Raw genomic sequence first — 24,197 nt, 5'->3', positions numbered from 1 at the left:
TCATCAATCCATAGTACAAAAAAAGCGGATACGGCTTGTAGAGGATTGGCTCCCACAATGCACTGTATCCGCCTACTGAATATTACTTACCCGATTGTGCCTGCATAGAAGCGGCAATCTGCATCATTTCGTCAAGCGGCAGATTCGCGCTTGTAATCCGGAATTCCACGCCGTCATTCATCCAGGTGAGCGTCTGCTGCTCATCCCCGGTAAGCGCCCCTGCAGTGAATCCGAGATCGACCAGCGTTGCCGGAGCCAACGATACGGCGCGGTCCAACGGACGGGCTTCCATAATCGTATACTGGTAATCCCCTTCATAACGGATGAGCACCGCATGGTCTTTATTTCCTTCGATTTTGTGGTAGTCCTTGAAGGTTACGCCTGCCGGTATATATTCCGGCTCAATGACCCCGAAATCTCCCAGCTCAGCTGTTACCTGCTCCGCGTTTTCTTCCCCGGCCGCGCCGCTACCGGATCGCCGTTTTCGTCAACCTCGGCCACTGTGCTTTGGGAAGGGGTGCCGGTTGCCATATTCTTTTGCATATCAAAAGAATCCTTGGTGAATTCCGGATCAAACTTGAAGCTGTCGAACTTCACGTCCACCACGACCTTGGCTTCGGAATCGGAGACCTGGACCTGCTTGGGCTCGTAGGTCTTTTTGGCCAGCCAGATCTTCTGCCGCACGAGTGCGCTGCTCTGGTAGTTCGCCGCCACCTCGAATACGTAGTTGTCACCTTCTTCGGTCAGCTGGCGGTTGTTGTCGGCAGTAATGCCGCGCAGCAGTGTCTGGTACAGATACACCTGACCCTGATTGTCCGGCCAGTCGCTCTGGAAGCGGAAGCTTTTGCCGAGGCTTGGGGTGAGCACGAATACTCCTTCATCGTTGCGCAGCACAATTTGCGTTACATCCTTCTGCACATTGGAGAGGCTGATCCGGTAATACGAAGGGTTCTTATACCATACCTCTACCTTATACTCCTGCGGCTGCTCGCCGGTATAGAGAGTCATCGTGCCCGACCCCTGATAGGCCCCCTGCTTGCTCTCCAGCTTGTCAGACACAGCATTCAAATCCTTCACCACGGAAGCGGCATCCTTCTTCCCGCAGCCCGCGAGCACCAGGGCCACGCTCATAATGATCGCGAGTACCCATGTTATCCGGCGCATGACATCATCCCCTTAACCTGTTTTGAAAAGCATTGATTAGTACATGTCTATGAGGGACTTGCCTGCATTATGCAGACGGGCATGACAAGCAGGAAGGATAATCGCGGGCGGCCGCCTGCCGCGCCAAAAAGCCCGCGATAGGCGCGGGCCTTAAGTTTCAGGTACGTCTTTCCTCAGATCAGACGGGCAATCTTCTCAATCTCTGCTGCGGAGGCAGCCAGTTGCTGCATGGAGGCTGTAATTTCTTCGGTTGCCGCAGCCTGACGCTCACTCTGTGCCAGGCACTCCAGCAACGTTGCATCCATCTGATGAATATTTTTCTTGATTCTTTCCAGAATGCCGGTGATCTCTTTGGCGGATGAGGCACTGGAAACGGACATTTTCCGAATTTCCTGCGCCACTATGCCGAAGCCCCGGCCGTGCTCGGCGGCATGCGCAGCTTCAATGGCCGCGTTAAGACCGAGCAGGTTGGAGTTATCGGCCACTTTTTTAATAAAATCCAGAATCTCATCGGTCTTATGCAGCTCTTCGACCACTGTCTGGCCGAGCACCTTCAAATCGCCTACTATGTTTGCCAGATCAGAAGCGGTGCCCGCAATTTCTTCCGAGGTCGAGCTGATCTCTTCGGAGGTGACAGACAGTACGTTGGCTGCGTCACTTAACGTTTCCTGATTGCTGAGACTTATACCAATGGTAAACACACCGCTAATTGCCCCTTCTCCGTCCCGGATCGGTATAGAAGTTGACTTAAAGGGCCAGCCGTAGATTTCTTTGGGAATATCGGCACTTACCATCTCGCCTGTCTCCAGCGCTGCTCGTATTCCTCCTCTCGGCGGGACGGCATGCCCTCCTGAATGCGGATATCCAGCTCTGTTCCCGGAAGATAGTAGATAAACTTCTCCATATCTGCCAGGGCGAACATGACATCAATAGGAAATAAGCGCTGCACTAGCGGCAGTGATAATTTTAAAGATTCCAGCAACTGTTCATGACCTGTTTCATTTAGGTTGTTCAAAGCTTTTCAGCCCCACAGCATTTTTTTTGCTCATTATAGCACAGGAAAAAATATCTCTATATCACATATTACATAGTGCTCAAAGACTTCAGATTTATTTATTTTTATATCATATTGCTTACACAAATACTTGTTATAACTAGATTGCTAGCACACACAGCCTCTTAACTAAGAACCGGAAGGTTACATTGGAAAGATTTCTCATTAAAATTTTATCAATTCACAGCCGATAATGTAGCGTGCCTGTCTGCAGAGACTTAAAAAGCTAAAGGAGAATGAACACTATGGGGAAAATAAAAATAATATCTAATAAAATACGCAATATCTCGCTGAGGGTTAAGCTTCCTATATTATTAAGCCTGCTAGTTGCTGTAGTGCTCTTGGCGACATCAGTCACAGTATATTTCGTCTCCTCGGATCTGTTGCTTCGAAAGAGCAAAGATGAAATTAACGCAAACGCGGATCGTATAGGTGAAGGGCTGTGGACTGCAATGCAGCTGCAGGAGCAGACCACTTATGTAATTTCAGTGCACAATACCTTTAAACAGCTGTTAAATCTTAGGGGACAAGGAACGCTGTCCGAGCAAGAGTTTTTTTCTTCAACAAATCCCTACTATGAAAAAGCAAACGGAATCCTTCAGGAAAGCATGAACGACACAAGCAGCATTAGCTCCTTACTTGTTTTGGATTCTAAAGGAACTATTCTAGCAGGAACAAACACAGACAACATAGGGCAGTCCCGGGCAGACCGTGAATATTTTACAGAAGCATTCAAGGGTCAATCCTTTATCAGCGATGCCATCCAGTCCAAAAGCAGCGATAAATTATTAATCGCATTCTCCCAGCCGATCAAAGACTTGGAAGGCAAGGTAATCGGCGTCTTGGCCATGACCGTGGACAGCAGCTTCTTCCTGGATAAACTGGGCAACATTAAAATTAATGGGCAAGGTAAAATAGAGATTTTGAGCCGGAGCGGAATTATCCTGTATAACTCCACCGACCCTACCCGGATCGGACAAAGTCTTGCTGGCACTCCAGGGATGAATGATTTTCTGGCGATCAGGGCAACGGATGAGCTCGTTACGCAGTCTGTCGAATTGGCGAGCGAATATCTGAGAATCAACAAAATTCCCAAGGCTGATCTTACCATTTCCGTTATCGATTCCTACACCGATATTAAACGTCCTATCCAGGATATGCTGATGAAAATCTTCATTGTAACGGTTATCGCCCTGCTTGTCGCCATTGGTTTCGGTATGCTGCTGTCCCGTTCTATAACCAAACCTGTTATCAAGCTGACCTCGCTGTTCAAAACATTGGCAAACGGAGATTTAACCATCGGTGCCGATGGCCGCTATACAAGTGAGTTCAAGGATTTGGCTGACAGCTTCAATACCATGGTCCGGCAAAATAAAGAGCTCATCACCAATATGAATAATTCTATCTCCGTGCTCAACGCAAGCACCAATGAACTGGAGAAGACTTCTAAACAGACCGCCCGCTCCATTAATGAAACCTCGGTAACCTCCACGAGTATTGCCCAGGCGATGGAACTGCAGTCCAATGATACCGAGCACATAGTCGATAAGTTCTATGGATTCAGCGAGAAATTTGCTGCGATGAACGATAATGCCCAATCCGTCAGACAAAGAGCTGAAGAAATCATTGAGGTCTTCCATACCAGCAATCAGGTCGTTGATGGATTAATTCAGATCAGTGATAAGAATGAACAAGAGGTCCAGAAAATCTCGGCGATCACAGTAAAACTTCAGGAAAGCTCCAACAGCATCAGCAATATAACAGGAGCAATCAATCAAATCGCCGCTCAAACGAATCTGCTTGCACTGAACGCATCGATCGAAGCCGCGAGAGCCGGGGAACACGGCAGAGGTTTTGCTGTAGTGGCCTCCGAGATCCGGAAGCTCGCTGAACAGAGCACGAAGCAATCGAATGAAATCTATGAAATCATTCAACAAAATCTTGACTCTGTCGCAGAAAATAATGATAGCGTAGTAGAAATTAATAATATCTCCGCCAAACAGGATGAACTCGTTGGACAGACACAGAAGGCATTCCAAACCATTCTGGACAAAATCACGCACATCACGGATCAAATTAAATCGATGGCCGATGAAATTGCTCATATGCAAAAAGACAAGGACGACGTTCTCGATTCAGCTCAAAGCCTCTCGGCTACCGGTGAAGAGGTTTCTGCTTCAGTGGAAGAAGTTACAGCTACCATGGTGGAACAATCCTCCACCATTGGACAACTGGCCGAGATGGTTGAAACCATTGACAAGCTTACTAAAAATCTGGCAGAATCAGCCTCTAAATTCCGCGTCGAGTAAGTGTTCTTTTCTCTTACGTTTTCATATTAACCATATCAAAAAGAAACCCTGGTCATTATTAGACCTTGGGTTTCTTCTACGTTTCCTCGATATTGGCCTGGCGCAAATATCTTTTATTTTTTTCTCACCCCCTCTCCGATACGACATTTTATGTCGTACCACCTGTTATATACTCCGGATGTAACAATCAAACTAGCGAAATGAGGTACGCAGACCTATGCCCAAAACCAAACGCGGACGTGTGCTTTGGTCCCTTCCTACACGGGGCCGCGGGACATGCCCGATCTGTACAAGCACTCGCATCAAGCTGCTCTACCCGAAAGTGAAAAGCGACGGTACTGGAGTTAAGGTATGCAAACGGTGCAGCAAGGCGCCGCAGGCTAAAGTGGACGCTATCTGAAGCCGCTGTATAACGGCCGGCTGCTCTCCGCCTGACAGCAGGGAGCAGCGGCCTTGTCTCATATCCGGATTGTCTCATAACCGGATTGTCTCATAACCGGAGGCTGCCTATACTGGAGCATATAGGACTCTATGCCACAATCTATTTTCTACTATTTATTCACTATAAAAAGGAGACTTACCCTTGAGCCATACGCACCGCATTCAATGGTTCGACCAGCAGGTGAGAACTGGCCGCTATCCGAACAGCAGATCGCTCGCAGAGCAATTTGAAATTTCCAAGCGCCAGGCTCAGCGGGATATTGAATATATGGCTTCCTCCTTGTGTGCACCGCTGCAGTATGTAGCCAGGGAACGCGGCTATTGCTATGAGGATGACAGCTTCATACTGCCTTATCTGTATATGACTGATCAAGAGAAGCAAATCCTCAAATATCTGGCATACCGATACAGCCAGTATAATTACGAGAACGGGCCGGAGATACGGCGGATCGGCCATTTGCTGGGCCGCCTGACCGGACAGCAGGAGCTGGAGAGGGAGGCGCGGCTGCCGCTGTTTGCAGTCAATCCCCGCAGCCTGCAGATGTTTGAGCTGCTGGATCATGCCATCCGGAGCCGGATCACTGTGAAGCTGATCTATGACGGTACAGACGGCGAGCTTGAGCTCTGTCCGATCAGGCTCGAAAATCACTACGATGCGGACCATCTTATCGCCAGACCGGCGGATCAGCAGGCGGGGCAGCCCAGGTACTATCTGCTGTCCTCAATTCTTCAGCTGCAGCTGACCGGGCAGCATTTTGCAGACGGGCCTGCCCCGGGCTCCCGTCCGGAGACCGGACGCAGGCTGAAGCCGTTCACTGCCCGGCTCCGGCTGTCAGCTCCCCCGCCGGACGGACACTGGCATGGCTTCCCGGCGCGATTATGCAGCGGGGATCTCTACGAGGTAGATTTTCTGGACACAGAGCTGTTCATCCGCCACCTGCTGATGACAGACTGGCTGGAGCTTACCGGCCCCAAATGGCTGCAGGATAAAGTTGCCGCCAGATGCCGGACTGTACTCCATTTACTGAACCCGGAGGAACCAAATAAATGATACTGGATCATATTCAGATGCGCCGGGAGTCGAAATCCTTTACCGATGCAGCCCACGCTATTCTGACTGCAGCCGGGCGCTTTGACGGGCCCAAGTTTATGCTGTCCGGACTCAGCGGCATGGCTTTCAAGTTCGCTGCCCACCGCAGGCTGCTCCCCCATTCGGTCACCGCCTACGGACAGTGGGGCATCGAGCACAGCCCAGGCATCGATAATCTGGGGCTTTATACCGTACATGATGCCGGACGCTCAAGACACAGCTCCTTTGGAAGCTATCAGCAGGATGCCGTCAACTGGGTCAGGCAGAGCATTGATTCCGGTATCGGCGCCGTATATTGGATACCAGAGTTCGGCGTTATAAACGGCTATGACGATGAAGCTGAAATATTTTATCTTCAGGACGGCAGTTCCGCAGGCACACAAGTACTGCTGTACGACAATTTTGGGATCAACTTCACTTCCTTTTGGTATTACCGGATTTTTGGGGATCAGGTGAGCATTCCGCTGACAGATGCTGTACTGGAATCACTGCGGCTCGCACTATATGACTGGGAAACTCCATACAAAACGCTTCCTGATCAGGAGATTGCCTCCGGCCGGCTGGCCTACCAGTATGTAATTAATGCACTGGTGCAGGACGATTACGATGCCGGTGGAGCCGGCTATCTATTAGCTTCCTACCTCTATTCACGCACAGAAATCAGGGATTATCTGCAGGAGGTCCATTGGCGGCTTCCACGCCTTGACGAGGTTCTCGGTCTGTACCGGGAGCTAACCCTGATCACTGGCCCGGAGATTACTGCTGTACTGCCTGCTCTTTCCAAAGGACAAAAGCTGCCGGAAGACCTGAAGGCTTCTTTATGCAATGTATTCAGTCAGGCTGAGGCACTGGAAGAGAGGGCCATGGCGCTCGTCCGCCTGATCTCCGGACGCTATCCTGACCGCAAGCGGTCGCTTGTTCCCCGGTGGGGTGCCCACACCGCAAGGTAACAAACAACTCCCCTCCAGAAAGCAGGATGATCTATGAGCGCGATTATACTTTCCTCCGTTCAGTGCAGAGCGGAGTCCCTTTCTTTTACAGATGCTTTATACGGTGTACTTGCGGCCAAAGGCTGGTTCAGCCTGCCCAAGCCGATGCTCGCCGGAATGACCGGGGCGTGCTTCCGCTTCTCCGTCCACCGGCAGCTTCATGCCGATTCAGCCACTGCCTACAACTGGATGGCAGAGCATCTGGTGGCCTGCGACCTAATCGGCGTTACTGCTTCACAGTGGGGCGGGTTCAATTTCACCCCGACCTTCCCACTCTATCAGCGCCAGGCCGTCCGGGACATCAAAAGCTCCATCGACCGCGGCACCGCCGCCGTCCTGTGGAAGGACGGATTTGTTATTGTGAACGGGTACCACGAAAAAAATCAGCTGTTCTACTATCTGGACGGCCGGTCGGCCGGGGTACAGGAGCTGTCTTTTGCCGAACTGGGCCGGAACCAATCGCCCTATTGTTATTACCAGGTCTATGACAATCTCCTTGAAACCGACGTACTCCAGGTCATTAAGGAGTCCTATATGCAGGCAGTGTTCCGGGCGGAAACTCCTGATGTTATGTTACCCGAAGCAGACTATGCCTGCGGACTTGCTGCTTACGACGCTATCCTTAACGCACTGCAATCCGGCAGCTATGATGCTGCAGGCGCCTATGAAACCATCTCTGTCTACGCCGCAGCCAAACGTGATGCCGCACAATATACACGGTTTGCCGCAGGCTACTGGGCTGCTTCACAAGAGGTAGCCGGGCACTATGCGGAATTGGCTATCCTGTATGAAAAAATGCTGGCCTCTGCCGAGATGAACAGCACACCTGGCGCTCTCTCTAAGCCCGGCAGCTCCTTCATTGACTTATTTCACGCTGCCCGGGCAGCAGAAACAGCAGCTATCCGTTCGATCCGGACGCTGCTGCATGAGCCGATTGCCAACCGCTTCCATGATGTCGGGCTGCGCTGATGAGCTGTTATTCAATTGGAAAGTACAAATCCATAAAGGTTGAATTGCCGTGCTCCAGCTTTTCTTCAAGCCAGAAACGCTCATGGTTACAAGAAGTCTGGTAACCCTTACTGTTTACCCAGGCGGCGAGCTTCTTCCAGCCCAGCGGGATCCGCTCAAAAGGATCAGCGAACGGCTCGGTAATCCGCAGCACAGCATATTTGCAGCCTTCCACATGCTTGTAACTTAGCTTGGAGTCCAGCGATTCGGGCTGCTGATCAACCGCTATCCAATATTCATAGCCGCGCAGCCCCTTTTCCTGCTCCCCGTCTGTAACGGGTACATCAAACCCGAATTGTCTTGCTCCGGCCACCCCTTTTTGCCGTGCCCACTCCGTGAGCATTGCAATTACTTCCTCCTCGGGATTACAGCTGATTTTTACTCCGCTCACAACATCCATCGACTCCAGGCTGCTAACAGATACCTCACTTAAATAATCCATTGTTACACCTCCGCGTAATTGATTAACCTTCTGACTCAATACCGGCTTTGGCGGCAAAGTATAGCCTGCATTCCTGCAGCTGCTGGGCAACTGGCCGAACTCCTGCTGGAAGGCTCTGCTGAAAGCCCGTTCCGAGCTGTAGCCGTAATCGAGTGCAATATCCAGTATTCTTTTTCCCTGCATAACATCAAGCATCGCATACCCCAGCCGCCTTCTGCGGACATATTCCATCAGAGTAACATCGAGATGGATGCCAAACAGCCGGTGAAAATGAAACTTGGAGAAGCCGGCATACTGGGCGCATTCTTCAATAGAAAGCGGTTCTTTCAGCTTTTCCTCAATATAATCAACTGTTCTCTGCAGACATTCCAAGTAGTTCAATAGGCTCCGCATCCTTTCTTATTGCAACGGTTAAGCCAATTATAATTAGGCAACATTCTTACTGCCGGACATTTCTTGCTGCTTCCGGGCAATAAAGTTATAATCTCTATATATTTTAAAGATTGAAATAGTTATGGAGCGTGTCTGACGATGAGCACGGATCAACAAAAGTCACAGGCTATTCTTAGCCTTATGGATACAATGGCTGCCGTTCAGCAGAAATCACAGATATTTATTGAACGCATCAATAAGAATGAAACACTGAGCCAGAATCAGCTCATGTTGCTGTTTCAGCTGCAGCTCGCCGGAAGCCTGAAGATCACGGAAATTGCTGAAAGATTCGTTGTTACACCGGGTGCCGCCTCCTCCATGTGTGACAAGCTGGAAGAGGCAGGCCTGATTCAGCGGGTTCGCACGAATGAGGACCGCAGGGTGGTTAACATCGAAATTACCGGTGAAGGAACCCGGCGGATTCTGCAGCTGTTTGACAGGTTTGAGATCCCCGAGCTGCATAAGTTTACAGATACTCTGCACCAGATCAACAGCCTGATGAATGAAATCACCAGTTAACAAGCTTCGTCCCGCACTGCCTCTGTCAAAGAGGCGGTGTTTTTTGTGCGCAATAACGAGATTTGTTTTATTGACTATATATTATAATAAATATATATTTTAATTACTAAAATAAATTTAGATGAAGGTGATCACTGCATGCTTAGTCCATCCACCCAATCGGCCGCACCAGATATGCCTCCTTATAAGGTAAGAGGTGCTCTCAGCCGGCGCGAAGATTTGACTGCGTCCTCGGTTGATGTGTTCGGCCAGTTCAAAGCGTCAGGAACAGTGACTGCAGGCCGGCTTAAGGTGTCGGGAGAATGCCGGATTGCCGGGCATTGTCAGGCGGCACAGGTCGACAGCTTCGGAAGCCTGAGGGTACACAGTCTGGAGGCAGAGCATGTCCGGTCCAGCGGATACCTGTCGGCGGCGGAAGATATTACAGCAGTAACCTTTCTGGCAAAAGGAGCCGTACAGCTTGGCCGGCTTACCGCCTCAGATTCCGTTATCATCCGCCTGAGCGCTAGCAGCAGAATAAATCAGCTTAAAACGGAGGGCTCCTTGACTGTAACCAGCACTTTGTCGGGCCTCTCCTTTTTTACCAAACCTATTCACCGCTTGAACTGCCGCTTGCTGGAGGGGGATTCACTTCAGCTTGAGCATACGACAGCTGAAAGGGTCTGCGGCAAACGGATTATCATTGGTCCGCGCTGCCGGATTCAGGAAGTGCGCTATACGGAAAGCCTGCATATCGACAAAGCCTCCACAGTAATAACAATAATAAAACTCAACAGTCCAGGAGGAACCTCAGAATGAATAACACCACTGTATTCCGTAAAAATGCTGCGTCCCTTGCCGGCAAAATCTTTGCCAGCCTGTTCATGCTTCCAATTCTCGCTGTATGGACGGCCGGCAGCGCCGTTTGTTCAATCATCGCGCTAATAGCAGCTGTGCTCGGATTGTTCGGCTGGAAGGGAATTTCACTGACCCTCTATCCCGGGAATGATCTGCCGCGTATCCTCAGTTTTCCGTTAGGGCTCGTACTGGCTCTGCTGCTGTATGCTTCATTTGTATATACCAGACGTTTCCTCCGGCGCTGCCTATACTATATTAAATCCTGATGTCTGGCCTGCTTGCAGGCAGCAGAAAGAGCCCGCACCAGGGCGGGCTTCTCTCTGATATTTCCGGCCGATACCGGACAGCCTCCGGTTAACGGAGTGATTCGGCGATCTTCAGCACCTCGTCCCGGTCCAGCCCGTGAGATGAAATACCATACAATACGCCATCCGCTTCCCAGTCCAGGTTCCGGTTATCGATCATTGCAGCATCAACACCGTTTATTTTTACCGTCTCGATGCTCATTCTGGTCGAAATTTCGTAGGCCGTTTCCTTGTCGGAATAACGGAATTGCATTTTGAGATCCTGCCCTTCATGCTCACTGCTAAAGAACAGATCCACATACTTGCCATTAACGCCTTCCTCCGACTTGTAGAATTCCCCACGGTCAAAAGCAAATCCCTCCGGCAGATACTCCGGCAGCTTAACCTTGAACATCGCGTATTTGTCCAGCTCCGCCCGGCTCTTCACGGCCACTATACGCTCTGTCGCTTCTTTATCAAGCCGCTCCTGTTCACTTTTGGTAATCAGCTTATCCCCGTCAAAATTAACAATCTGCTCTCCGGCGGCGTTATAGATTTCACTGACTTTTTCCGAATCAGAAGTAATTACGTTACCGTCCTTGTCAAACAGCTTGCCCTCCCACTCCTTTGGAAAATCGGGAATCTGCGCGGCATCCATCTCATGGGCTATTATGTTGCCTAGATTAATGCTCTGCAGCACTCTGCCCACAAGCTCCTGGGCAAAGGACGGCTTGACGAAGCTGACGCTCAGCGCACCGGCAACCAACAGGGATGCCATAACCATAGCCGGGCGTTTCCACCCTGTTTTTATTTTCATTTGTTTTGCCTCCTGTTTAAGTTGGGTACGGCTCTGCACTTTGGCAAGCACTGCCGCCTTATGAGCCTTGCTGTAATCCTGTCCGGCCAGCGCCCGGCCCAGCTTAAGAAGCTCAAGTGATTCCTGCGGTCCGCTCCAGTCAGGAGCATTTTTCAGATGCACACCGTCATCAACAGCTTTTGCAAACTCCTGTATATTGTCTTTTTTCACAGCTGCTCCACGCTCCCTATTTCAGCTTTCAGCTTTTTCATGCTCCGGTACAGGATCACGCCGACGTTGCTCTCGGATATGCCGGTGAGGCTGGCGATCTCTGTATTTTTCAGATCCGCCCCGAATTTCAGCGCCACAATATTCCGTTCCTTGGCTGTCAGAGTATCCAGTGCCATGCCCAGCCGGCTGTTGCGCTCCCCTTCCAGCAGCTGCTCATCCGGCGTTTTTTTGCCTGAGACCAGCTCACGGACCGCCTCCAGCGGAAAAAACAGATTTCTCTTCCGGCTGCGGTAATGATCGTTCACGACATTTCTGGCGATGGCGAACAGCCACACCTCAAAGGGTGCTTTTTCCGGGGAGTAGCTGTGCAGCCTGGACCATGTTTTTTCAAAAACCTGGCTGGTCAGGTCCTCCGCCGTATAACGGCAGCTGACGCGGTAAGCGGTATAGTTGAATATCCTCGAATAATAGTCTTCAAATATGGAAGTGAACACCCTGTCCGTATCCGTCCTAACGGCGGCAGCAGCGGGGTCTTCTTCCTTCACTCTCTTGTGCCAAAACGATTGCAGCAATGCGCGCTCTTGCATCTCTCTCAGGCTCTCCTTTCTTAAGCAAATTCACCGGGCCAAGTGATTTACCCCAGCTAATACGCGGACAACGGGATTTCATTACAAGTCCTGCAAGAAATTCCGTCCGAATGAACCATTCAAATCCAGTATCCCTCACTGACAGGCCGCTTGTATGCGGATTATGTTGCATTATTACCGGTACAGCAAAAAGCCGCCCGCCGGGCCGGCAAAATCCGGCCTGATGAGCAGCTCTCCATGTCTGTGCAATGCTTGTATAATAATCGGCTTACGCCTGTTTCTTCTCGGTCAGGTAATACACAAAAGCCAGTGCAGGCACCGCTATCCCGATCAGCGAGGTCAATTCCCACCCTCCGTAAGCGTAAGCCCATCCCCCAACCGATGAACCGATGGCACCCCCGATAAAGAAGATAGCCATGAACAATCCGTTCAGGCGCCCTCTGGCTTCATTGCCCAGGGAATAAATCGCCCGCTGTCCGAGCACCAGATTCCCAGATACGCCCATATCCAGCAGGATAGCTGCGGCAACGAGCAGACCCAGCGTTACTGCGGAATCACTGCGGAACAGGTAAGCGATCAGAAAGGCACCGCCGGCAAGCAGAAAAGCGAGTCCGGTCAGCGGACGGGTCCTTCCCTTGTCAGCCAGTCTTCCGGCAATCGGGGAGGCGACGGCTCCAGCAACACCGGCCAGGGCAAACAAGGCAATACCCTGCTGGGACAGGTGATACGTATCAGCCAGCCGCAGTGAAACGGTCGTCCAGAACAGGCTGAATGTTCCGAACAGGCTGGCCTGATAGATGGCCCGGCGGCGCAGCACAGGTGTATTCATCAGCAGCGTACCCAGGGAGCGGATCAGCCCGCCGTAGTTCATAGCCGGAACCGGCTGGCGCTGCGGCAGCACTCTGGACAGCAGAAGAGTAAGCAGGGCAATAATAACAGCCGAAATGGCATAAATGGCGTGCCAGCCCCAGAGCCCCGAGACGAAGCTGGCCAGCGGACGGGCGAACATGATGCCGAGCAGCAGCCCGCTCATAACATTGCCTACTACCCGGCCCCGGTGTTCTTCAGCAGCGAGGAACGAAGCGTAGGGTACCAGGATCTGAGCAGCTACAGAGCCAAGCCCGATGAACAGCGAAGCGCCCAGGAACAGCCCCGCGTTCGGAGCCAGTGTAGCCGCAACCAGTGCCGCGACGACGACAAGAAGCGAAATCACGGTCAGGCGGCGGTTCTCGATAATATCACTCAGCGGAACGACGAACAACAGTCCGATTACATAGCCGATCTGTGTCAGAGTGACGATCAGCCCTGCTGCTCCGGAAGAGAGGTGTGTCGCTGCGGCGATCGGTCCGACCAGCGTCTGGGCATAATACAGATTGGCAACAATAAGTCCGCAGGAAGCTGCCAGCAGAAATGTAATCCAGCCGGGCATTGCTGCGCTCTCCGCAGCCTTCTTCGCCCCGGTTACCCCGTTGATTTGACTTACCTGTTCCATATTAACTCCACCTTTCACTTTTAAATACTGAACGTTTAGTTTATTAATTATGGCTTTATAATATACTGAACGTACAGTTTTGTAAATGGGCAAATTAAATATTTTCGTCTCCGCCATAATTCTGCCGCTTCACCGATTGGCTATTTTCTCTTGATGTTTTGTATAATGAACGTATAGTTTAGTTTTGTTGCAATCCTATACTTGAGCCGATTATGAATTTCAGGAGGTCATTGTGATGGACAAAAAAAGAGGACGCCCGCGCAATAACGAAGCAGAGGCGGCAATTCTGGCTGCATCCTACGAGCTGCTGCTGGAAACAGGCTTTGAAGCCGTGACGGTGGATAAAATTGCTGAGCGGGCAAAAGTAAGCAAGGCCACCATTTACAAATGGTGGCCTAACAAAGCAGCGGTAGTCATGGACGGCTACCTCTCAGCAGCAACGGCACGCCTTCCGGTGCCTGACACGGGTTCCGTAAGAGAGGATATTGAGATCCATGCGACAAACCTGGCGGTCTTTTTGCGCAGCCGGGAGGGCATGGTCATTACCGGGCTGATCGGTGAAGGCCAGTCCGATGCCGGACTGGCCGAAGCTTACCGGACCCGCTTTTTTGCCCCGCGGCGGCAGGAAGCCCGCGAGCTGCTGGAACGTGGAGTGATGCGGGGTGAGCTGAAGCCGGATCTGGATATCAGCTGCAGTATTGATCTGTTGTACGGGCCGATTTTTTACAGGCTGCTGATTACAGGCGATGTGCTGGACGAGGCTTATATCAAAACGATAACAGCCGCTGCCTTCGAGGGAATCAGACAGTAACTGCAGCACACCCAGTAAGTAGCTACTCTGCTCTGTTAATTCCCCCGGAATCTATTCTTGTATATGTATTGATCAATTCATCCAGCTTCATGGACTGTCTGATTACATGCGGATGAAGCAGCCCGTAGGTCTGTTCCATCTGATTAAGCCTGGTTCTTTCGTACTCTATTTGCTTGCGCAGGATTTTGAGCTTGTCCATCTGCACTACCTCCCGTACATATTTTAGAGGTATATGTCAAATTATAGGACTGCAGGCTCAATGCATCATGTATAGATATTCAAGGTTTCGTATATGTGTTGTCTTGTCCGTTAGCGCTGTACAAGAAAAAGGCCTGCCGGGGTGTACACCGGCAGGCCTCCTTTTCACCTATTCAGGATCTTGGTTTAATCATGATCCCAAGCTGCTTCAGGTATGGATTTAGCTCCTCATACAGTCGGCTAAACCGGGCTGTATCAAGGCTAGTCTACTACTTTTCCCTTAATCAGCTCCCTAGGGACAGGCCCGGTCGTTCTGCTGTCCAAGCTGTCGCTATAGTTGTCCCCGATTACAAAATACTCCGCCTGACCAGTTACATACTCGCCAACAATCGGATTATTCTTAAGCTCATAAGGCATTTCCAGAGGGACACCGTCAATAAGAATCTGCTCCTCTGTGACAACGATTTCTTCGCCCGGCAACCCGATGACTCTTTTGACATAATACAAATCCTCTCTGCTTGAAAAATAGACAATATCATTGCGTTCAATTTCATTTTCCTCGTAAACCTTCGTATCCACCTTCAGAGTCTGGCCGTCCTGATATGTCGGTTCCATGGAAGGGCCCATGATTTCGACTTCAATTATACTTTCATCGTTGTTACAGGCACCCAAAGTAAGGGCTGCAAATAGCATTAGAATTGATTTTCTTATTACTTTCATTGGAATTCCCCTTTCGTCACCAAAGCGTAACAAGCTTGTTTTATCAATGTTAACAGAAAGTGACCTTCACACGTTCAATTTGCTTTATACTAATAAGAGGTACGTTTACTAGATTAATGAACAGCTTATATAAATGGAGGATTTACTGATGAAAAGATGGATTGCCAGCGTGGCTGCCGCAATGCTGATTGCCGCATGCCCCTCGGCTCTTGATATAGATAAAACGTTTGCCGCTGCACCGCTTAAACTGATTGTCGACGGGGAAGCAGCACTTACCCCGCTGCATCCGTTTATTAACCAGAATATCGTGTATATTCCAGTCCGGGTACTTACAGAATTTTATCCTGCCGGACTGCAATGGGATAACCGTCAAAAGCTGTTGACGATTGCAGACGACAGCACCAGTACGCTGATTAAACCAGGAAGCCAGCTTGTGCTCTACTACGGCAGTTCTACTGCGCTTGAAGGCAAGGCTATTCTGCGGAACGGGCGTATGTATATTCCGGCATCTGCGCTGAATCTTATATCCGGAGCCGACTTCCGGCTGGATCAGGAGCAGAATTCGGTATCCATTATATCCGGCAGTGTAAGCACAACGGTCCGTACTCCTACTGAAGCGCTTGCTGCCGCGGAGGATCACCCCGGATTCAAAATTTATGCTGCCCTGAAAGACAAAACGGCCTATAAAGGCTATGTTCTTGAGGTAAACGGACGGAAACACAAATATGACTGGCAGACCTACCGGGATCTGAGTCATCCGCCGGAGCTTTATTATGCCGATGTCAATCAGGACGGGCAGCCTGAAGCCGTGGTTATTTTGACACTGGGCACAGGAACGGGAATTGTGGAGCAGGAAATCCACGTCATTAATCCTCAGACATGGCAGGAGCTTGCTGTACCTGAAGCCTGGGAGGCTGCCAGTCAGCTTGTCACCTCCAGCATTACTGCAGACGGGAAGGATATGCTAGTTTCGCTGAAGCTTGCCGGCGCACTTCCGGCGCAGGTGGAACTGAGGCTGCGGACCGCAGCGATGATCCGAATATCGGCGGAGCAGCAGGTATTGGTACAGTTACTTACTACAGAGTAGATAAAGGACGGCTCAAGGCTGAAGTGAACGTGACAACCGGCTTTCTGGAGAGCATCGGCAGTCTGGAGTTGATTTATAAACCGGCTGCTTCGGGAAGAGCACTGGAGCCGGAATCCGTCACCTTCCAGGCATACGATGAATATCCGGCAACGGTGAAGAAGCAGGCTGCTAATGATTGATGCCCATATTCATCTGGAGCAATATGACCCTGCTGTGCTGGAGCACATGCTGCCCGCCCTTCCAGGGCAAGGCGTTAACGGCTTGATTGCCGTTTCGATGAATTTGGACTCCTGTGCACGTACATGGGAGTTGGCCTGCAGAGCTCCCGGACTGATTAAGCCGGCCTACGGCTATCATCCCGAGCAGCCGCTCCCCGATGAAGCAGAGTTCGCGGCACTGCTCCGCTTCATAGAAGAACACGCCGCAGATATGGCGGCCGTAGGTGAAATAGGCCTGCCTTATTACAGCCGGGCCGAAGCGCTGGAGCGCGGCGCGCCTTTTGCAGTGGATCCCTATGTCCGGCTGCTGGACACCCTGCTTGGCCTTGCCGCGAGGCTCGGCAAGCCGGTGGTGCTGCATGCCGTCTATGAGGATGCACTGACCGCCTGTGATCTGCTGGACAAGCATGGCATCCGCGATGCCCATTTTCACTGGTTCAAAGGGCCGGAGGAAGCCGTCGCCCGGATGATTGAGCGCGGCTATTATATCTCCTTCACTCCGGATATCGTCTACGAGCCGGAGATTCAGGCCCTGGCCAGACGTTACCCGCCGGAGCTGGTTATGGCGGAGACCGACGGCCCGTGGCCGTTTGAGGGGCCTTTTGCCGGCCGGCCTACGCATCCGGCCATGATCCGCGATGTTGCTGCAGCCTGGGGTGCGCTGCACGGTTATTCGCCTGCACAGGCAGAAGCGCTGCTGAGCGCGAATACGGCGCGGTTTTACCGGCTGCATGAGGGTACGGGAAGCTTAGAATAGTTCGTCGTAATCTTCGGATTCTACTACCCGTTCATGCCGGATATAGGACATTTCTTCTATGCCGAGAATCTCTTTGAATTTATCAGATAGCTCCATAGCCTGGTTAATGTTGCGGTTAATGAAGGAGAGGCTCAGAATTTCACGGAGCTGTTCAATCTGTTCACCGGATGCCCCCAGCAGGTGAAATTGCTCGGGTCGGCTGTCGTTGAACAGTTCTTCAAGCTTTTGCTCAAATACAGAGGCAGCCTCAAGCTCCTCCCGGATCTTTTCCAGAGTACCTCCGAGCAGCAGCTCCGTGAAGTCTGACTCCGGATATCTTTCCTCTGCAGTATGAAAAACAATCTCTTCCTCATACTCATAGGTAATATGCAGCGTCGCAATCTCTTTTCCTTGGTGAATCAGCTGGTAGCCCCACTCATGGTCCGCAAAGTTATAGAAATATAGTACAGGCGCCTCCACTGACAGAAGCTGAATATTCTCCGGAGCCGCCCACTGTTATACGTATCTTCTATTAAGTAAGCTATGTATTGTGCATTCAGCTGAATTATTACTGAACCGCTAACAGCATGCTTCCTGACGATGTCCCGATCCGTGGCCCGCAAAATATGACCTGATGTAAATTCACTCATTACTGTGAACCTCCTTATGTAGTGATATGCTGGAACTGGATATAGATAGTTGTACTTCGTGCAGCTAAAACAGCCGGATTTGCCCTATTGTAGTCCTTTAAGTGTAGTTCATACAACTAAAAAAGCTCCATTCCCGCAAAACGGCGGGAAATGGAGAATATAGCTGTACGGAATACACTTATATGGCTGAATCTGCCCAAAAAGCTGCTTTTAGATGTACAGAGTGCAGTTAAAGCAGCAGGGCTATACCGGACGGGAGCCCCAGCGGCGCGGATGGATTATGGACTCAGCCCCATGGGCTGCCCTTCGTGTCTTACGTGTGTAAAGGGTATCCCGTATTTAGCCAATATGATGTACCAGCAGCAGTTTGGGAGAGGCGGATGCGCTAATTCAATCCGTCTCCCTCTATCCCGCCTGCTCCATCCGCTCAGTCCCGGTCTCCCGCTTCTCCCGCCAGAGCACCCGGCCGAAGAGCAGGCCGGCCAGTCCAAGAGCGACCTGGATGAGGCCGAAGATCTGGAAGATGCGGCCGGGTCCGGCGAACTGTACCAGCAGGCCGCCGAGCAGCGGGGCGATGATCAGCACGGCGCTGAGCACGGTGTTCTGGATCCCGAAGATGCGGCCGGTCATGTGCGGCGGGGTTTCTTTTTGCAGCATATAGTTGAAGGCTACTGCGAATGCCCCGTTCCCCGCTCCCAGGATAAAGCCGAGCAGCAGCACCCAGATGACCGGAGCTCCAGGCTGCAGAAGTCCGAGTCCCGCTACCGACACGCCGATCAGCATGTAGCCCATACCCAGCCGCCATGTATAGCTGACTGCACTGCTCAATTTGCCCAGTAGAAGGATAGTCAACACAGCACCCACACCGGAAGCTGCGACCATCCAGCCCAGCACCGCTTCACCTGTCGGAGAATATACCCGGAACAGGCTGGTGAACTGAAAATCAATAACCTGGATAGCCAAAGCTCCGGCCAGCCCGTACAGCATCACATTTAGCAGGATGCGGCTGCTTAACAGGAAGCCCCAGCCCTCCTTCCACATGATCCGCAACGGGACCTGCTCTTCCGCAGCCTTTTGTGCAGGTTCTTCCTTTGTATCAATATTTCGTACAGACAACAGCAGCAGATAAGAGCAGCCGCGCAGCACGGCATTCAGCACGATACACCACTGGGGTGTAAAGAAGGTGAGGGCGAGTCCGCCGAGCAGCGGGCCGGCGATTTTGGAGCCCTGGTTCACCAGCCCGTTAAGCGAGGAGGCCTGCAGCAGCTGGTCTTCTCTGACAATGCTGCGGGTCAGCGACTGCTGGGCAGGCATATTAACGGTAGAGATGGCGGAGCGCAAGGACAACAGCGGCAGCAGCCAGAACATATTCGGGGCAAACAGCAGCACCAGCGTCAGCACTGCGGTAAGCAGATCGCAGACCCGCATCAGCTTCAGCTTATTCAGCCGGTCTGCGGCAACCCCGGCCACGGAGCCGAGCAGAATGCTGGGCAGCGCAATAGCTACCGGAATCATAGCGAGCATCAGCGGGCTGACCTGCCAGCGGTACCCGACCAGCACCTGAATCGCCAGAGAATCGAACCAGTCGCCAAAGCTGGCGGTGGCAAAGGCGCTGTATACGCGCACGTAGACTTTGTTATGCAGCAGGCTCGTTCCCTGCCTGGATGTAGCTTCCATCTGACATTCCTCCAGGTACATATATGGTCTCGATGAATCAGTCATCTTATGACCTAAATGTAGCTGAGAATTGTCAGAGCATTATCAGAGGGAAATCAGGAAATCGGATTAGGGATTCATCACCCGCATCAGCAGTTTTTCCAAGGGCTGCTCATAACGGATTAGCCTGCTCTCCTCCATCGCCTCAATAAACCTGCGTTCATATTTACGATGCAGCGGATGTGGCGGCAAATACAGACGGCAGTAATGGTAAATCCGGTAAAAACCGTACAGGCTAAGCGGAACAAACCCCGACCGCTCCAGCACTTCAAGCCCCTCATCCAGCAGCTGCCCGGCTTCAGCCATTTGATTTTCCCGCAGGTGCCAGAGTCCTTTTACAATTTTGTAGCCGCCGGTTTCTCTTAAAAAGGGCTTCTCCTGCAAAATCTGCACCACAGCCTCATCCAGCCGCATAAGCACATCATTTCCTGATCCTGCAGCCAAGTGCGCAAACAGCTCGGTAATCATGGTTACCGGCACGAAGTTCTCATAGCCACGCTCCGAGATTGCCTGATAGGACCCGGGGAGACGCGCCAATGCCCGCTCGGGTGTACCCGAGAGGATAAACAGATCGAGAATCGTCAGAATATCCAGCTCCAGCTGATCCCGCTCATGCATCACCTGCGTATTAATCATCCGCTCACATACGGCAAGCTTCTTTCGGGGATCTCCGGTGAACATGTAAAATACAAACAAATGAAACAGCCGGTCCTTCAGGGGAACCTCCTCTGTATGCATAAGCCAATCGAGATCCCCCTGCACAAAATGGAGGGTTACAGCAACCTGGGGGTCCAGCTCATAGCCCAGGATATCCTTTTGGCTGGCCAGACTGATCATCGATTTGCCCTGCCCGTAGACATGGAATTTGCCAAAAACGTCTCGCATCGTATCCCGCAGCTCCGGATCATAGGTTGTCGGATTGACCATAGGGCCGGACGCCGTTTCCTTCAGGGACAGGCAATAGCCGGAGCCTCTTACGGTCTGAAGCGCCAGGCCGCTGAACGGGCGGAGCTTTTTACGCAAGCGGTATATATGATCATCTACGGTACGCTCCACCGGATACTCCAGCGGCCAGACCTTGTCCAGCAGTTGTCCGCGTGTGAAGGTACGCCCCTTATTCCTGTACATAAATTCCAGCAGCGCAAATTCTTTGGGCAGCAGCTGGATCGCCGTTTCGCCGGCCGCCACAGTAAAATTGCTGCCATCTAGTTTCAGTTGCATCGCAAGTTCCTCTTTTCCACGGATAAATCCATGGATGTATTATATCAGCCGGACTTCCGCCCGCTCCAGCCCTAACGTCATACAATAAGCAGAATCCCCTCTAACGGGACAAAAAAAGAGCAAACCCGCATTCAGCCTGCAGATTCACTCTTTGTTTGCTTTTAGCCTGCCATATTGTTAAAGGAGTCCTGCTCGGAAAAGACCGAGATATGATCCACGATGCCTGTTGCTTCCGGAATAATAAATTTCAGCTGGTACTCCTTACCGGCCTGGTATATATAAATCTTGTCACTGCCGTTCACTGCAGTATCATCCGGCTTGTCAAGCGTCTGCTCAATTTCCTTCAGCGTCAGCTGCTGCAGGTCAGCGGCACTGGAACGGACATCAAATATCCGGCTGCCCTTGTTCCAGCCGAAGACAACATGCTTGGCATTGTAGGTGGAATACATCCCTTTTCCGGCTGCTTCCTTGGTGTCCGGCTCCCCCCATGCCGCCTCAACCTCATCAATCATTCCGCTGTGTGCGGCATATTCCACACCTGGGACCTTGCCCTGTCTGGCCAGCTCCAGCAGCTCCTTGAGCTGTGCGGAACTGTCCTCTGCAGCAGCCCCGTTTCCTGCTGCTGTGTCCGGTGCTGCCGTGGCTGCTGGCGGAGCGGATTGCTCAGCTGCCGCTGGCGAAGGGCTGGCAGTGGCATCCGGCTGGGCAGACGCGGACGTCTCAGCTACAGGGGCGTTTGTGGCCGTCGCATTATTCCCGGTATTGCTGCCGGAAGAACTACAGGCCGAAAGCCCGAGTGCGCTGGCCAGTATCATGATTCCTGCTATGGTTTTGAACGTTGTTGTCATGCTGTCATCTCCTTGGTTAATAGAACTGCTTGGGTCATAAGTAATGAAATTGACGTGCTGGACGTAATAAAGGTTGCAGACTGCGCTATTCGGGAGACAAACCGCCGCCTGAACGTACCGCTCCGCGCAGAACGGACAGCCATAGAAAGCTGAGTTTATTTTGGACAATCCCTCCGGTATCGAACCACTTGGCAGCGGAAAATAAATTTTAAGGTTACGTACGCAACCATATTGCTGCAGCCGGCATCTTATTAGTAAAGGGAGGGGAGCTTCGTCTGGATATTATAGAGAGAATCAAGGCCAGGGATGAGTCAGCTCTCCGTCAGCTAATGGATGAATACGGGGATATGCTGCTCAGGACGGCTTGTTTGCTGCTTAGGGACCGGCAGTCTGCCGAGGAAGCCGTACAGGACACGTTCATCCAGGCTTACGCCAAAATCAGCCAGCTTAAGGAGCCCTCCCGGCTCCGTTCCTGGCTGATTGCGATTACGGTCAACCGGTGCCGGATGAAGCAGCGGACCTGGAGCTGGCGGAGTATTTTTCCGGCGGCAGAGAGCGGGCAGTGGGCAGAGGCTGCAGGCGAAGCGGCGGCAGGTGCGGAAGAGCTTTTTATGACGGAGTGGCACAATGTAAAGCTGACGGATGCAATCGGGAGCCTGGACTATATCTACCGTGAAAGCTTAACCCTGTATTACTTTCATGAAATGAGTGTACGGGAAATTGCCTCCCAGCTGAAGACAAGGGAGAACACAGTAAAATCGCGGCTTGCCCGCGGGCGGCAGCTGCTCAGGCTGATTTTGGAGAAGGAGGACATTGATAATGGATAACGGACGCGAAACAATCAGGCAAAGGCTAGAAGACGAGCTTGCTCATGTCACCTTCTCCGGCCATGACCGGGTGCTGGAACAGACCCATCCGCCTACCCTCCGTGCACGTCTAGCCGCGCTGTGGAATAAGGAGCTGGAAATATCGCTGGGGACGCTCGGTGCTGCGGCAGCAGTTCTCACGACAGGAGTTCTTCTGTTCTATGCCCCGCAAATTACAATAAAGGAACAGCAATCGATCCAAATACAGGAACGGCGTGAATTAATAGAAACCGGGGGTAACACCTACTGGAAGGACCTCTACGAGCAGGCGGTGAAGCAGCATGAAAATTAGAATCAAGGTCAAGCATCTGGTGCTTTTTCTGCTGCTCCCCCTCACGCTGCTGACGGCCTTTGTGCTTACCCGGCCTTCAGCCGGGGACGACTTAAGTCCGGCACAGCAGGCTTCCGCAGACGCCCGGACTGTGCTGCTGCAGAAACTAGCCGCCAGCAGCGGCAGTGCGCGAATGCTGCTCATCCGTAAGACGGTCGTAGAGCCGGCCAATGCATACCCGACTTACTGGTATAACGTATATGCAGGCGGTTCAATGAGCCAGGTTAACCAGATCGGGGAAGACGAGGAAATCTCCCCGCTTCTGCCCTCGGACAGAATAAAGCTGCTGGAAGAGTATATTCAAGAGGGACCGGCTGATTATTCCCTGCGGAATGCAGTTAAGCAGCTGGTCTACGAATATGATGCGGCAGGGAATGCCGGCGATCAGGCGGACCAGGCTATTGCTGCTGCTGCACAAAGAGTCAGCAGCAAATCTTCAGCTGCCCGCGAGCTGACCCTGCTGCGGGCGGAGCGCGCGCTGAATGCCGGGCGGTTCATTCAGGCCGGGCAGCTGCTGGAGCAGGCAGAGTTCTCTGTCCAGTATAACGAATCAGAACTGGACGCGAGAGCAGCCTGGCTGCAGGGGCGGCTGCTGTTCACACAAGGCAAAGGCCGCGAGGCGCTTACACTGGTTAACAGTGCGCTGGAGGAATACCGTAAGATCTGGGCTGAACGGGATGCCGGCCTTAATCCCGCTGGCAGTAGTTCGCCGCAGAACGCCTCCGGCTCCGGCGGCTCAGACAGCGGTGGCGTAGATGGTAGCGGCACAGTTAGCGGCGTTGCAAACGGTGGTGGCTCAGATAGCGGTGGCTCAGATAGCGGTGGCTCAGGCGGTGGTGGCGCAGGCGGCAGCTCAGGCGGCAACAGTTCAAGTATCGGCAGCTCAGATGGCGGAGGCACAGACAGTAGCGGCACAGTTAGCGGCGGCTCAGACAGCGGCAGCTCAGGCAGCGGCGGTGCAGTCGGTGGCAGCAAAGATACTGGCAGCAATGCGGCTGAACAGGTGTATAGAACATCATCCTCCACAGAGGAACAGCTTGTCGCGCTTCAGACAGCGCTGCGGGAAGCTGTGAAGCTGGGCTTCGATGCTCCTGCTACCCTATCAGGCACACTCACCAAA

The 24,197-nt window shown here is 52.0% G+C and carries 27 protein-coding genes and 1 pseudogene; 15 read left to right on the top strand and 13 right to left on the bottom strand.

Features of this window, described 5'->3' with window-relative positions; genetic code table 11:
- Window positions 1–82: 82 nt before the first annotated feature.
- The 3 genes and pseudogenes from AWJ19_RS26435 to AWJ19_RS36935 form a co-directional block, all read right to left on the bottom strand.
- Window positions 83–1,164, bottom strand: a pseudogene (locus AWJ19_RS26435) (outer membrane lipoprotein carrier protein LolA).
- Window positions 1,165–1,337: 173 nt separating this feature from the next.
- On the bottom strand, window positions 1,338–1,958 hold the full coding sequence (locus AWJ19_RS37425; protein ID WP_277815842.1) for a methyl-accepting chemotaxis protein: 621 nt from the start codon (window positions 1,956–1,958) through the stop codon (window positions 1,338–1,340).
- On the bottom strand, window positions 1,952–2,179 hold the full coding sequence (locus AWJ19_RS36935; protein ID WP_241781903.1) for a hypothetical protein: 228 nt from the start codon (window positions 2,177–2,179) through the stop codon (window positions 1,952–1,954). Before AWJ19_RS36935 ends, AWJ19_RS37425 begins: the two co-directional genes overlap by 7 nt.
- Window positions 2,180–2,463: 284 nt before the next feature.
- On the opposite strand from AWJ19_RS36935, the gene AWJ19_RS26425 reads away from it, so the two are divergent.
- The 5 genes from AWJ19_RS26425 (at window position 2,464) to AWJ19_RS26410 (ending at window position 8,016) form a co-directional block, all read left to right on the top strand.
- Window positions 2,464–4,527: a methyl-accepting chemotaxis protein gene (locus AWJ19_RS26425; RefSeq protein ID WP_068728225.1), complete on the top strand. Its 2,064-nt coding sequence runs from the start codon at window positions 2,464–2,466 to the stop codon at window positions 4,525–4,527.
- 217 nt (window positions 4,528–4,744) lie between these two features.
- Window positions 4,745–4,927, top strand: coding sequence for a hypothetical protein (locus tag AWJ19_RS36930; RefSeq protein ID WP_082708134.1), 183 nt, complete (start codon window positions 4,745–4,747; stop codon window positions 4,925–4,927).
- 183 nt (window positions 4,928–5,110) lie between these two features.
- Window positions 5,111–6,019 carry a hypothetical protein gene (locus AWJ19_RS26420; RefSeq protein WP_068728224.1) on the top strand — a complete coding sequence of 303 codons (909 nt, stop codon included), beginning with the start codon at window positions 5,111–5,113 and terminating at the stop codon, window positions 6,017–6,019.
- Complete coding sequence (locus AWJ19_RS26415; RefSeq protein ID WP_068728223.1) at window positions 6,016–7,008, top strand: hypothetical protein; 993 nt, start codon at window positions 6,016–6,018, stop codon at window positions 7,006–7,008. The genes AWJ19_RS26420 and AWJ19_RS26415 overlap by 4 nt, the downstream gene beginning before the upstream one ends.
- Window positions 7,009–7,041: 33 nt before the next feature.
- A complete protein-coding gene (locus tag AWJ19_RS26410; protein ID WP_068728222.1) occupies window positions 7,042–8,016 on the top strand; it encodes a hypothetical protein in 975 nt (324 codons plus the stop codon).
- A 7-nt stretch (window positions 8,017–8,023) separates the two neighbouring features.
- On the opposite strand, the gene AWJ19_RS26405 is transcribed toward AWJ19_RS26410, so the two are convergent.
- Window positions 8,024–8,878 carry an AraC family transcriptional regulator gene (locus AWJ19_RS26405; protein ID WP_068728221.1) on the bottom strand — a complete coding sequence of 285 codons (855 nt, stop codon included), beginning with the start codon at window positions 8,876–8,878 and terminating at the stop codon, window positions 8,024–8,026.
- 150 nt (window positions 8,879–9,028) lie between these two features.
- Between AWJ19_RS26405 and AWJ19_RS26400 the strand changes: the two genes are divergently transcribed.
- The 3 genes from AWJ19_RS26400 to AWJ19_RS26390 all read left to right on the top strand — a co-directional run bounded on the left by AWJ19_RS26400 (window position 9,029) and on the right by AWJ19_RS26390 (window position 10,551).
- Window positions 9,029–9,448: a MarR family transcriptional regulator gene (locus tag AWJ19_RS26400; protein ID WP_068728220.1), complete on the top strand. Its 420-nt coding sequence runs from the start codon at window positions 9,029–9,031 to the stop codon at window positions 9,446–9,448.
- A gap of 138 nt (window positions 9,449–9,586) precedes the next feature.
- Window positions 9,587–10,246: a hypothetical protein gene (locus AWJ19_RS26395; protein WP_128083706.1), complete on the top strand. Its 660-nt coding sequence runs from the start codon at window positions 9,587–9,589 to the stop codon at window positions 10,244–10,246.
- Window positions 10,243–10,551, top strand: coding sequence for a hypothetical protein (locus AWJ19_RS26390; protein WP_068728218.1), 309 nt, complete (start codon window positions 10,243–10,245; stop codon window positions 10,549–10,551). Before AWJ19_RS26395 ends, AWJ19_RS26390 begins: the two co-directional genes overlap by 4 nt.
- An 88-nt stretch (window positions 10,552–10,639) precedes the next feature.
- Here the strand turns inward: AWJ19_RS26390 and AWJ19_RS26385 are convergent, their stop codons facing one another.
- The 3 genes from AWJ19_RS26385 to AWJ19_RS26375 all read right to left on the bottom strand — a co-directional run bounded on the left by AWJ19_RS26385 (window position 10,640) and on the right by AWJ19_RS26375 (window position 13,612).
- A complete protein-coding gene (locus tag AWJ19_RS26385) occupies window positions 10,640–11,596 on the bottom strand; it encodes a DUF4367 domain-containing protein (RefSeq protein ID WP_068728217.1) in 957 nt (318 codons plus the stop codon).
- Window positions 11,593–12,183, bottom strand: a complete 591-nt coding sequence (locus AWJ19_RS26380) for a sigma-70 family RNA polymerase sigma factor (protein WP_082708132.1) — start codon at window positions 12,181–12,183, stop codon at window positions 11,593–11,595. Before AWJ19_RS26380 ends, AWJ19_RS26385 begins: the two co-directional genes overlap by 4 nt.
- A 268-nt stretch (window positions 12,184–12,451) precedes the next feature.
- Window positions 12,452–13,612, bottom strand: a complete 1,161-nt coding sequence (locus AWJ19_RS26375) for an MFS transporter (protein WP_241781904.1) — start codon at window positions 13,610–13,612, stop codon at window positions 12,452–12,454.
- A 298-nt stretch (window positions 13,613–13,910) separates the two neighbouring features.
- Here AWJ19_RS26375 and AWJ19_RS26370 point away from each other — a divergent pair, with 298 nt between their 5' ends.
- Window positions 13,911–14,486 carry a TetR/AcrR family transcriptional regulator gene (locus tag AWJ19_RS26370; RefSeq protein ID WP_068728215.1) on the top strand — a complete coding sequence of 192 codons (576 nt, stop codon included), beginning with the start codon at window positions 13,911–13,913 and terminating at the stop codon, window positions 14,484–14,486.
- A 22-nt stretch (window positions 14,487–14,508) separates the two neighbouring features.
- Here the strand turns inward: AWJ19_RS26370 and AWJ19_RS34320 are convergent, their stop codons facing one another.
- Both AWJ19_RS34320 and lepB read right to left on the bottom strand, forming a co-directional pair.
- Window positions 14,509–14,685, bottom strand: a complete 177-nt coding sequence (locus AWJ19_RS34320; protein WP_082708131.1) for an aspartyl-phosphate phosphatase Spo0E family protein — start codon at window positions 14,683–14,685, stop codon at window positions 14,509–14,511.
- Window positions 14,686–14,945: 260 nt separating this feature from the next.
- The gene (lepB, locus tag AWJ19_RS26365) at window positions 14,946–15,404 is read right to left on the bottom strand and encodes a signal peptidase I (protein WP_068728214.1); all 459 of its coding nucleotides are present in this window, start codon (window positions 15,402–15,404) and stop codon (window positions 14,946–14,948) included.
- Window positions 15,405–15,552: 148 nt separating this feature from the next.
- On the opposite strand from lepB, the gene AWJ19_RS26360 reads away from it, so the two are divergent.
- From AWJ19_RS26360 to AWJ19_RS26355, 3 genes are read left to right on the top strand one after another with little or no spacing between them, the layout of a single operon-like run.
- Complete coding sequence (locus AWJ19_RS26360) at window positions 15,553–16,491, top strand: stalk domain-containing protein (protein WP_068728213.1); 939 nt, start codon at window positions 15,553–15,555, stop codon at window positions 16,489–16,491.
- Between the two features lie 29 nt (window positions 16,492–16,520).
- Window positions 16,521–16,670 (top strand): hypothetical protein, encoded by a 150-nt coding sequence (locus AWJ19_RS35420; RefSeq protein WP_157890092.1) that lies wholly within the window; start codon window positions 16,521–16,523, stop codon window positions 16,668–16,670.
- Window positions 16,663–17,466, top strand: coding sequence for a TatD family hydrolase (locus tag AWJ19_RS26355; RefSeq protein WP_068728212.1), 804 nt, complete (start codon window positions 16,663–16,665; stop codon window positions 17,464–17,466). Before AWJ19_RS35420 ends, AWJ19_RS26355 begins: the two co-directional genes overlap by 8 nt.
- Here AWJ19_RS26355 and AWJ19_RS26350 read toward each other — a convergent pair.
- The 4 genes from AWJ19_RS26350 to AWJ19_RS26335 all read right to left on the bottom strand — a co-directional run bounded on the left by AWJ19_RS26350 (window position 17,458) and on the right by AWJ19_RS26335 (window position 21,880).
- Window positions 17,458–17,925: a hypothetical protein gene (locus AWJ19_RS26350; protein WP_068728211.1), complete on the bottom strand. Its 468-nt coding sequence runs from the start codon at window positions 17,923–17,925 to the stop codon at window positions 17,458–17,460. The genes AWJ19_RS26355 and AWJ19_RS26350 overlap by 9 nt on opposite strands.
- A gap of 575 nt (window positions 17,926–18,500) precedes the next feature.
- Window positions 18,501–19,772, bottom strand: coding sequence for an MFS transporter (locus AWJ19_RS26345; RefSeq protein ID WP_068728210.1), 1,272 nt, complete (start codon window positions 19,770–19,772; stop codon window positions 18,501–18,503).
- 108 nt (window positions 19,773–19,880) lie between these two features.
- The gene (locus tag AWJ19_RS26340; protein ID WP_068728209.1) at window positions 19,881–21,032 is read right to left on the bottom strand and encodes a winged helix-turn-helix domain-containing protein; all 1,152 of its coding nucleotides are present in this window, start codon (window positions 21,030–21,032) and stop codon (window positions 19,881–19,883) included.
- Between the two features lie 161 nt (window positions 21,033–21,193).
- Window positions 21,194–21,880, bottom strand: coding sequence for a YjgB family protein (locus AWJ19_RS26335; protein WP_068728208.1), 687 nt, complete (start codon window positions 21,878–21,880; stop codon window positions 21,194–21,196).
- A gap of 230 nt (window positions 21,881–22,110) precedes the next feature.
- On the opposite strand from AWJ19_RS26335, the gene AWJ19_RS26330 reads away from it, so the two are divergent.
- The 3 genes from AWJ19_RS26330 to AWJ19_RS26320 form a co-directional block, all read left to right on the top strand.
- Window positions 22,111–22,707: a sigma-70 family RNA polymerase sigma factor gene (locus AWJ19_RS26330; RefSeq protein WP_347231164.1), complete on the top strand. Its 597-nt coding sequence runs from the start codon at window positions 22,111–22,113 to the stop codon at window positions 22,705–22,707.
- On the top strand, window positions 22,700–23,038 hold the full coding sequence (locus AWJ19_RS26325) for a hypothetical protein (protein WP_068728206.1): 339 nt from the start codon (window positions 22,700–22,702) through the stop codon (window positions 23,036–23,038). The genes AWJ19_RS26330 and AWJ19_RS26325 overlap by 8 nt, the downstream gene beginning before the upstream one ends.
- A partial coding sequence (locus AWJ19_RS26320; RefSeq protein WP_198536649.1) for a hypothetical protein occupies window positions 23,028–24,197 on the top strand: 1,170 nt, incomplete at its 3' end. The genes AWJ19_RS26325 and AWJ19_RS26320, both read left to right, overlap by 11 nt.

The organism is Paenibacillus sp. DMB5 (assembly GCF_001517085.1).
Taxonomy (GTDB): Bacteria; Bacillota; Bacilli; order Paenibacillales; family Paenibacillaceae; genus Paenibacillus_AQ.
Note: the sequence above shows the minus strand (reverse complement) of the source record. Positions and strands in the feature narration are given on the sequence as shown.

Bases quoted from the DNA above. Each gene is read 5' to 3' on its own strand.
- AWJ19_RS37425 (WP_277815842.1), bottom strand. From the start codon at position 1,958: ATGGTAAGTGCCGATATTCCCAAAGAAATCTACGGCTGGCCCTTTAAG.
- AWJ19_RS26425 (WP_068728225.1), top strand. From the start codon at position 2,464: ATGGGGAAAATAAAAATAATATCTAATAAAATACGCAATATCTCGCTG.
- AWJ19_RS36930 (WP_082708134.1), top strand. From the start codon at position 4,745: ATGCCCAAAACCAAACGCGGACGTGTGCTTTGGTCCCTTCCTACACGG.
- AWJ19_RS26415 (WP_068728223.1), top strand. From the start codon at position 6,016: ATGATACTGGATCATATTCAGATGCGCCGGGAGTCGAAATCCTTTACC.
- AWJ19_RS26410 (WP_068728222.1), top strand. From the start codon at position 7,042: ATGAGCGCGATTATACTTTCCTCCGTTCAGTGCAGAGCGGAGTCCCTT.
- AWJ19_RS26400 (WP_068728220.1), top strand. From the start codon at position 9,029: ATGAGCACGGATCAACAAAAGTCACAGGCTATTCTTAGCCTTATGGAT.
- AWJ19_RS26395 (WP_128083706.1), top strand. From the start codon at position 9,587: ATGCTTAGTCCATCCACCCAATCGGCCGCACCAGATATGCCTCCTTAT.
- AWJ19_RS26390 (WP_068728218.1), top strand. From the start codon at position 10,243: ATGAATAACACCACTGTATTCCGTAAAAATGCTGCGTCCCTTGCCGGC.
- AWJ19_RS26380 (WP_082708132.1), bottom strand. From the start codon at position 12,183: ATGCAAGAGCGCGCATTGCTGCAATCGTTTTGGCACAAGAGAGTGAAG.
- AWJ19_RS26375 (WP_241781904.1), bottom strand. From the start codon at position 13,612: ATGCCCGGCTGGATTACATTTCTGCTGGCAGCTTCCTGCGGACTTATT.
- AWJ19_RS26370 (WP_068728215.1), top strand. From the start codon at position 13,911: ATGGACAAAAAAAGAGGACGCCCGCGCAATAACGAAGCAGAGGCGGCA.
- AWJ19_RS34320 (WP_082708131.1), bottom strand. From the start codon at position 14,685: ATGGACAAGCTCAAAATCCTGCGCAAGCAAATAGAGTACGAAAGAACC.
- lepB (WP_068728214.1), bottom strand. From the start codon at position 15,404: ATGAAAGTAATAAGAAAATCAATTCTAATGCTATTTGCAGCCCTTACT.
- AWJ19_RS26360 (WP_068728213.1), top strand. From the start codon at position 15,553: ATGAAAAGATGGATTGCCAGCGTGGCTGCCGCAATGCTGATTGCCGCA.
- AWJ19_RS26355 (WP_068728212.1), top strand. From the start codon at position 16,663: ATGATTGATGCCCATATTCATCTGGAGCAATATGACCCTGCTGTGCTG.
- AWJ19_RS26345 (WP_068728210.1), bottom strand. From the start codon at position 19,772: ATGGAAGCTACATCCAGGCAGGGAACGAGCCTGCTGCATAACAAAGTC.
- AWJ19_RS26340 (WP_068728209.1), bottom strand. From the start codon at position 21,032: ATGCAACTGAAACTAGATGGCAGCAATTTTACTGTGGCGGCCGGCGAA.
- AWJ19_RS26335 (WP_068728208.1), bottom strand. From the start codon at position 21,880: ATGACAACAACGTTCAAAACCATAGCAGGAATCATGATACTGGCCAGC.
- AWJ19_RS26325 (WP_068728206.1), top strand. From the start codon at position 22,700: ATGGATAACGGACGCGAAACAATCAGGCAAAGGCTAGAAGACGAGCTT.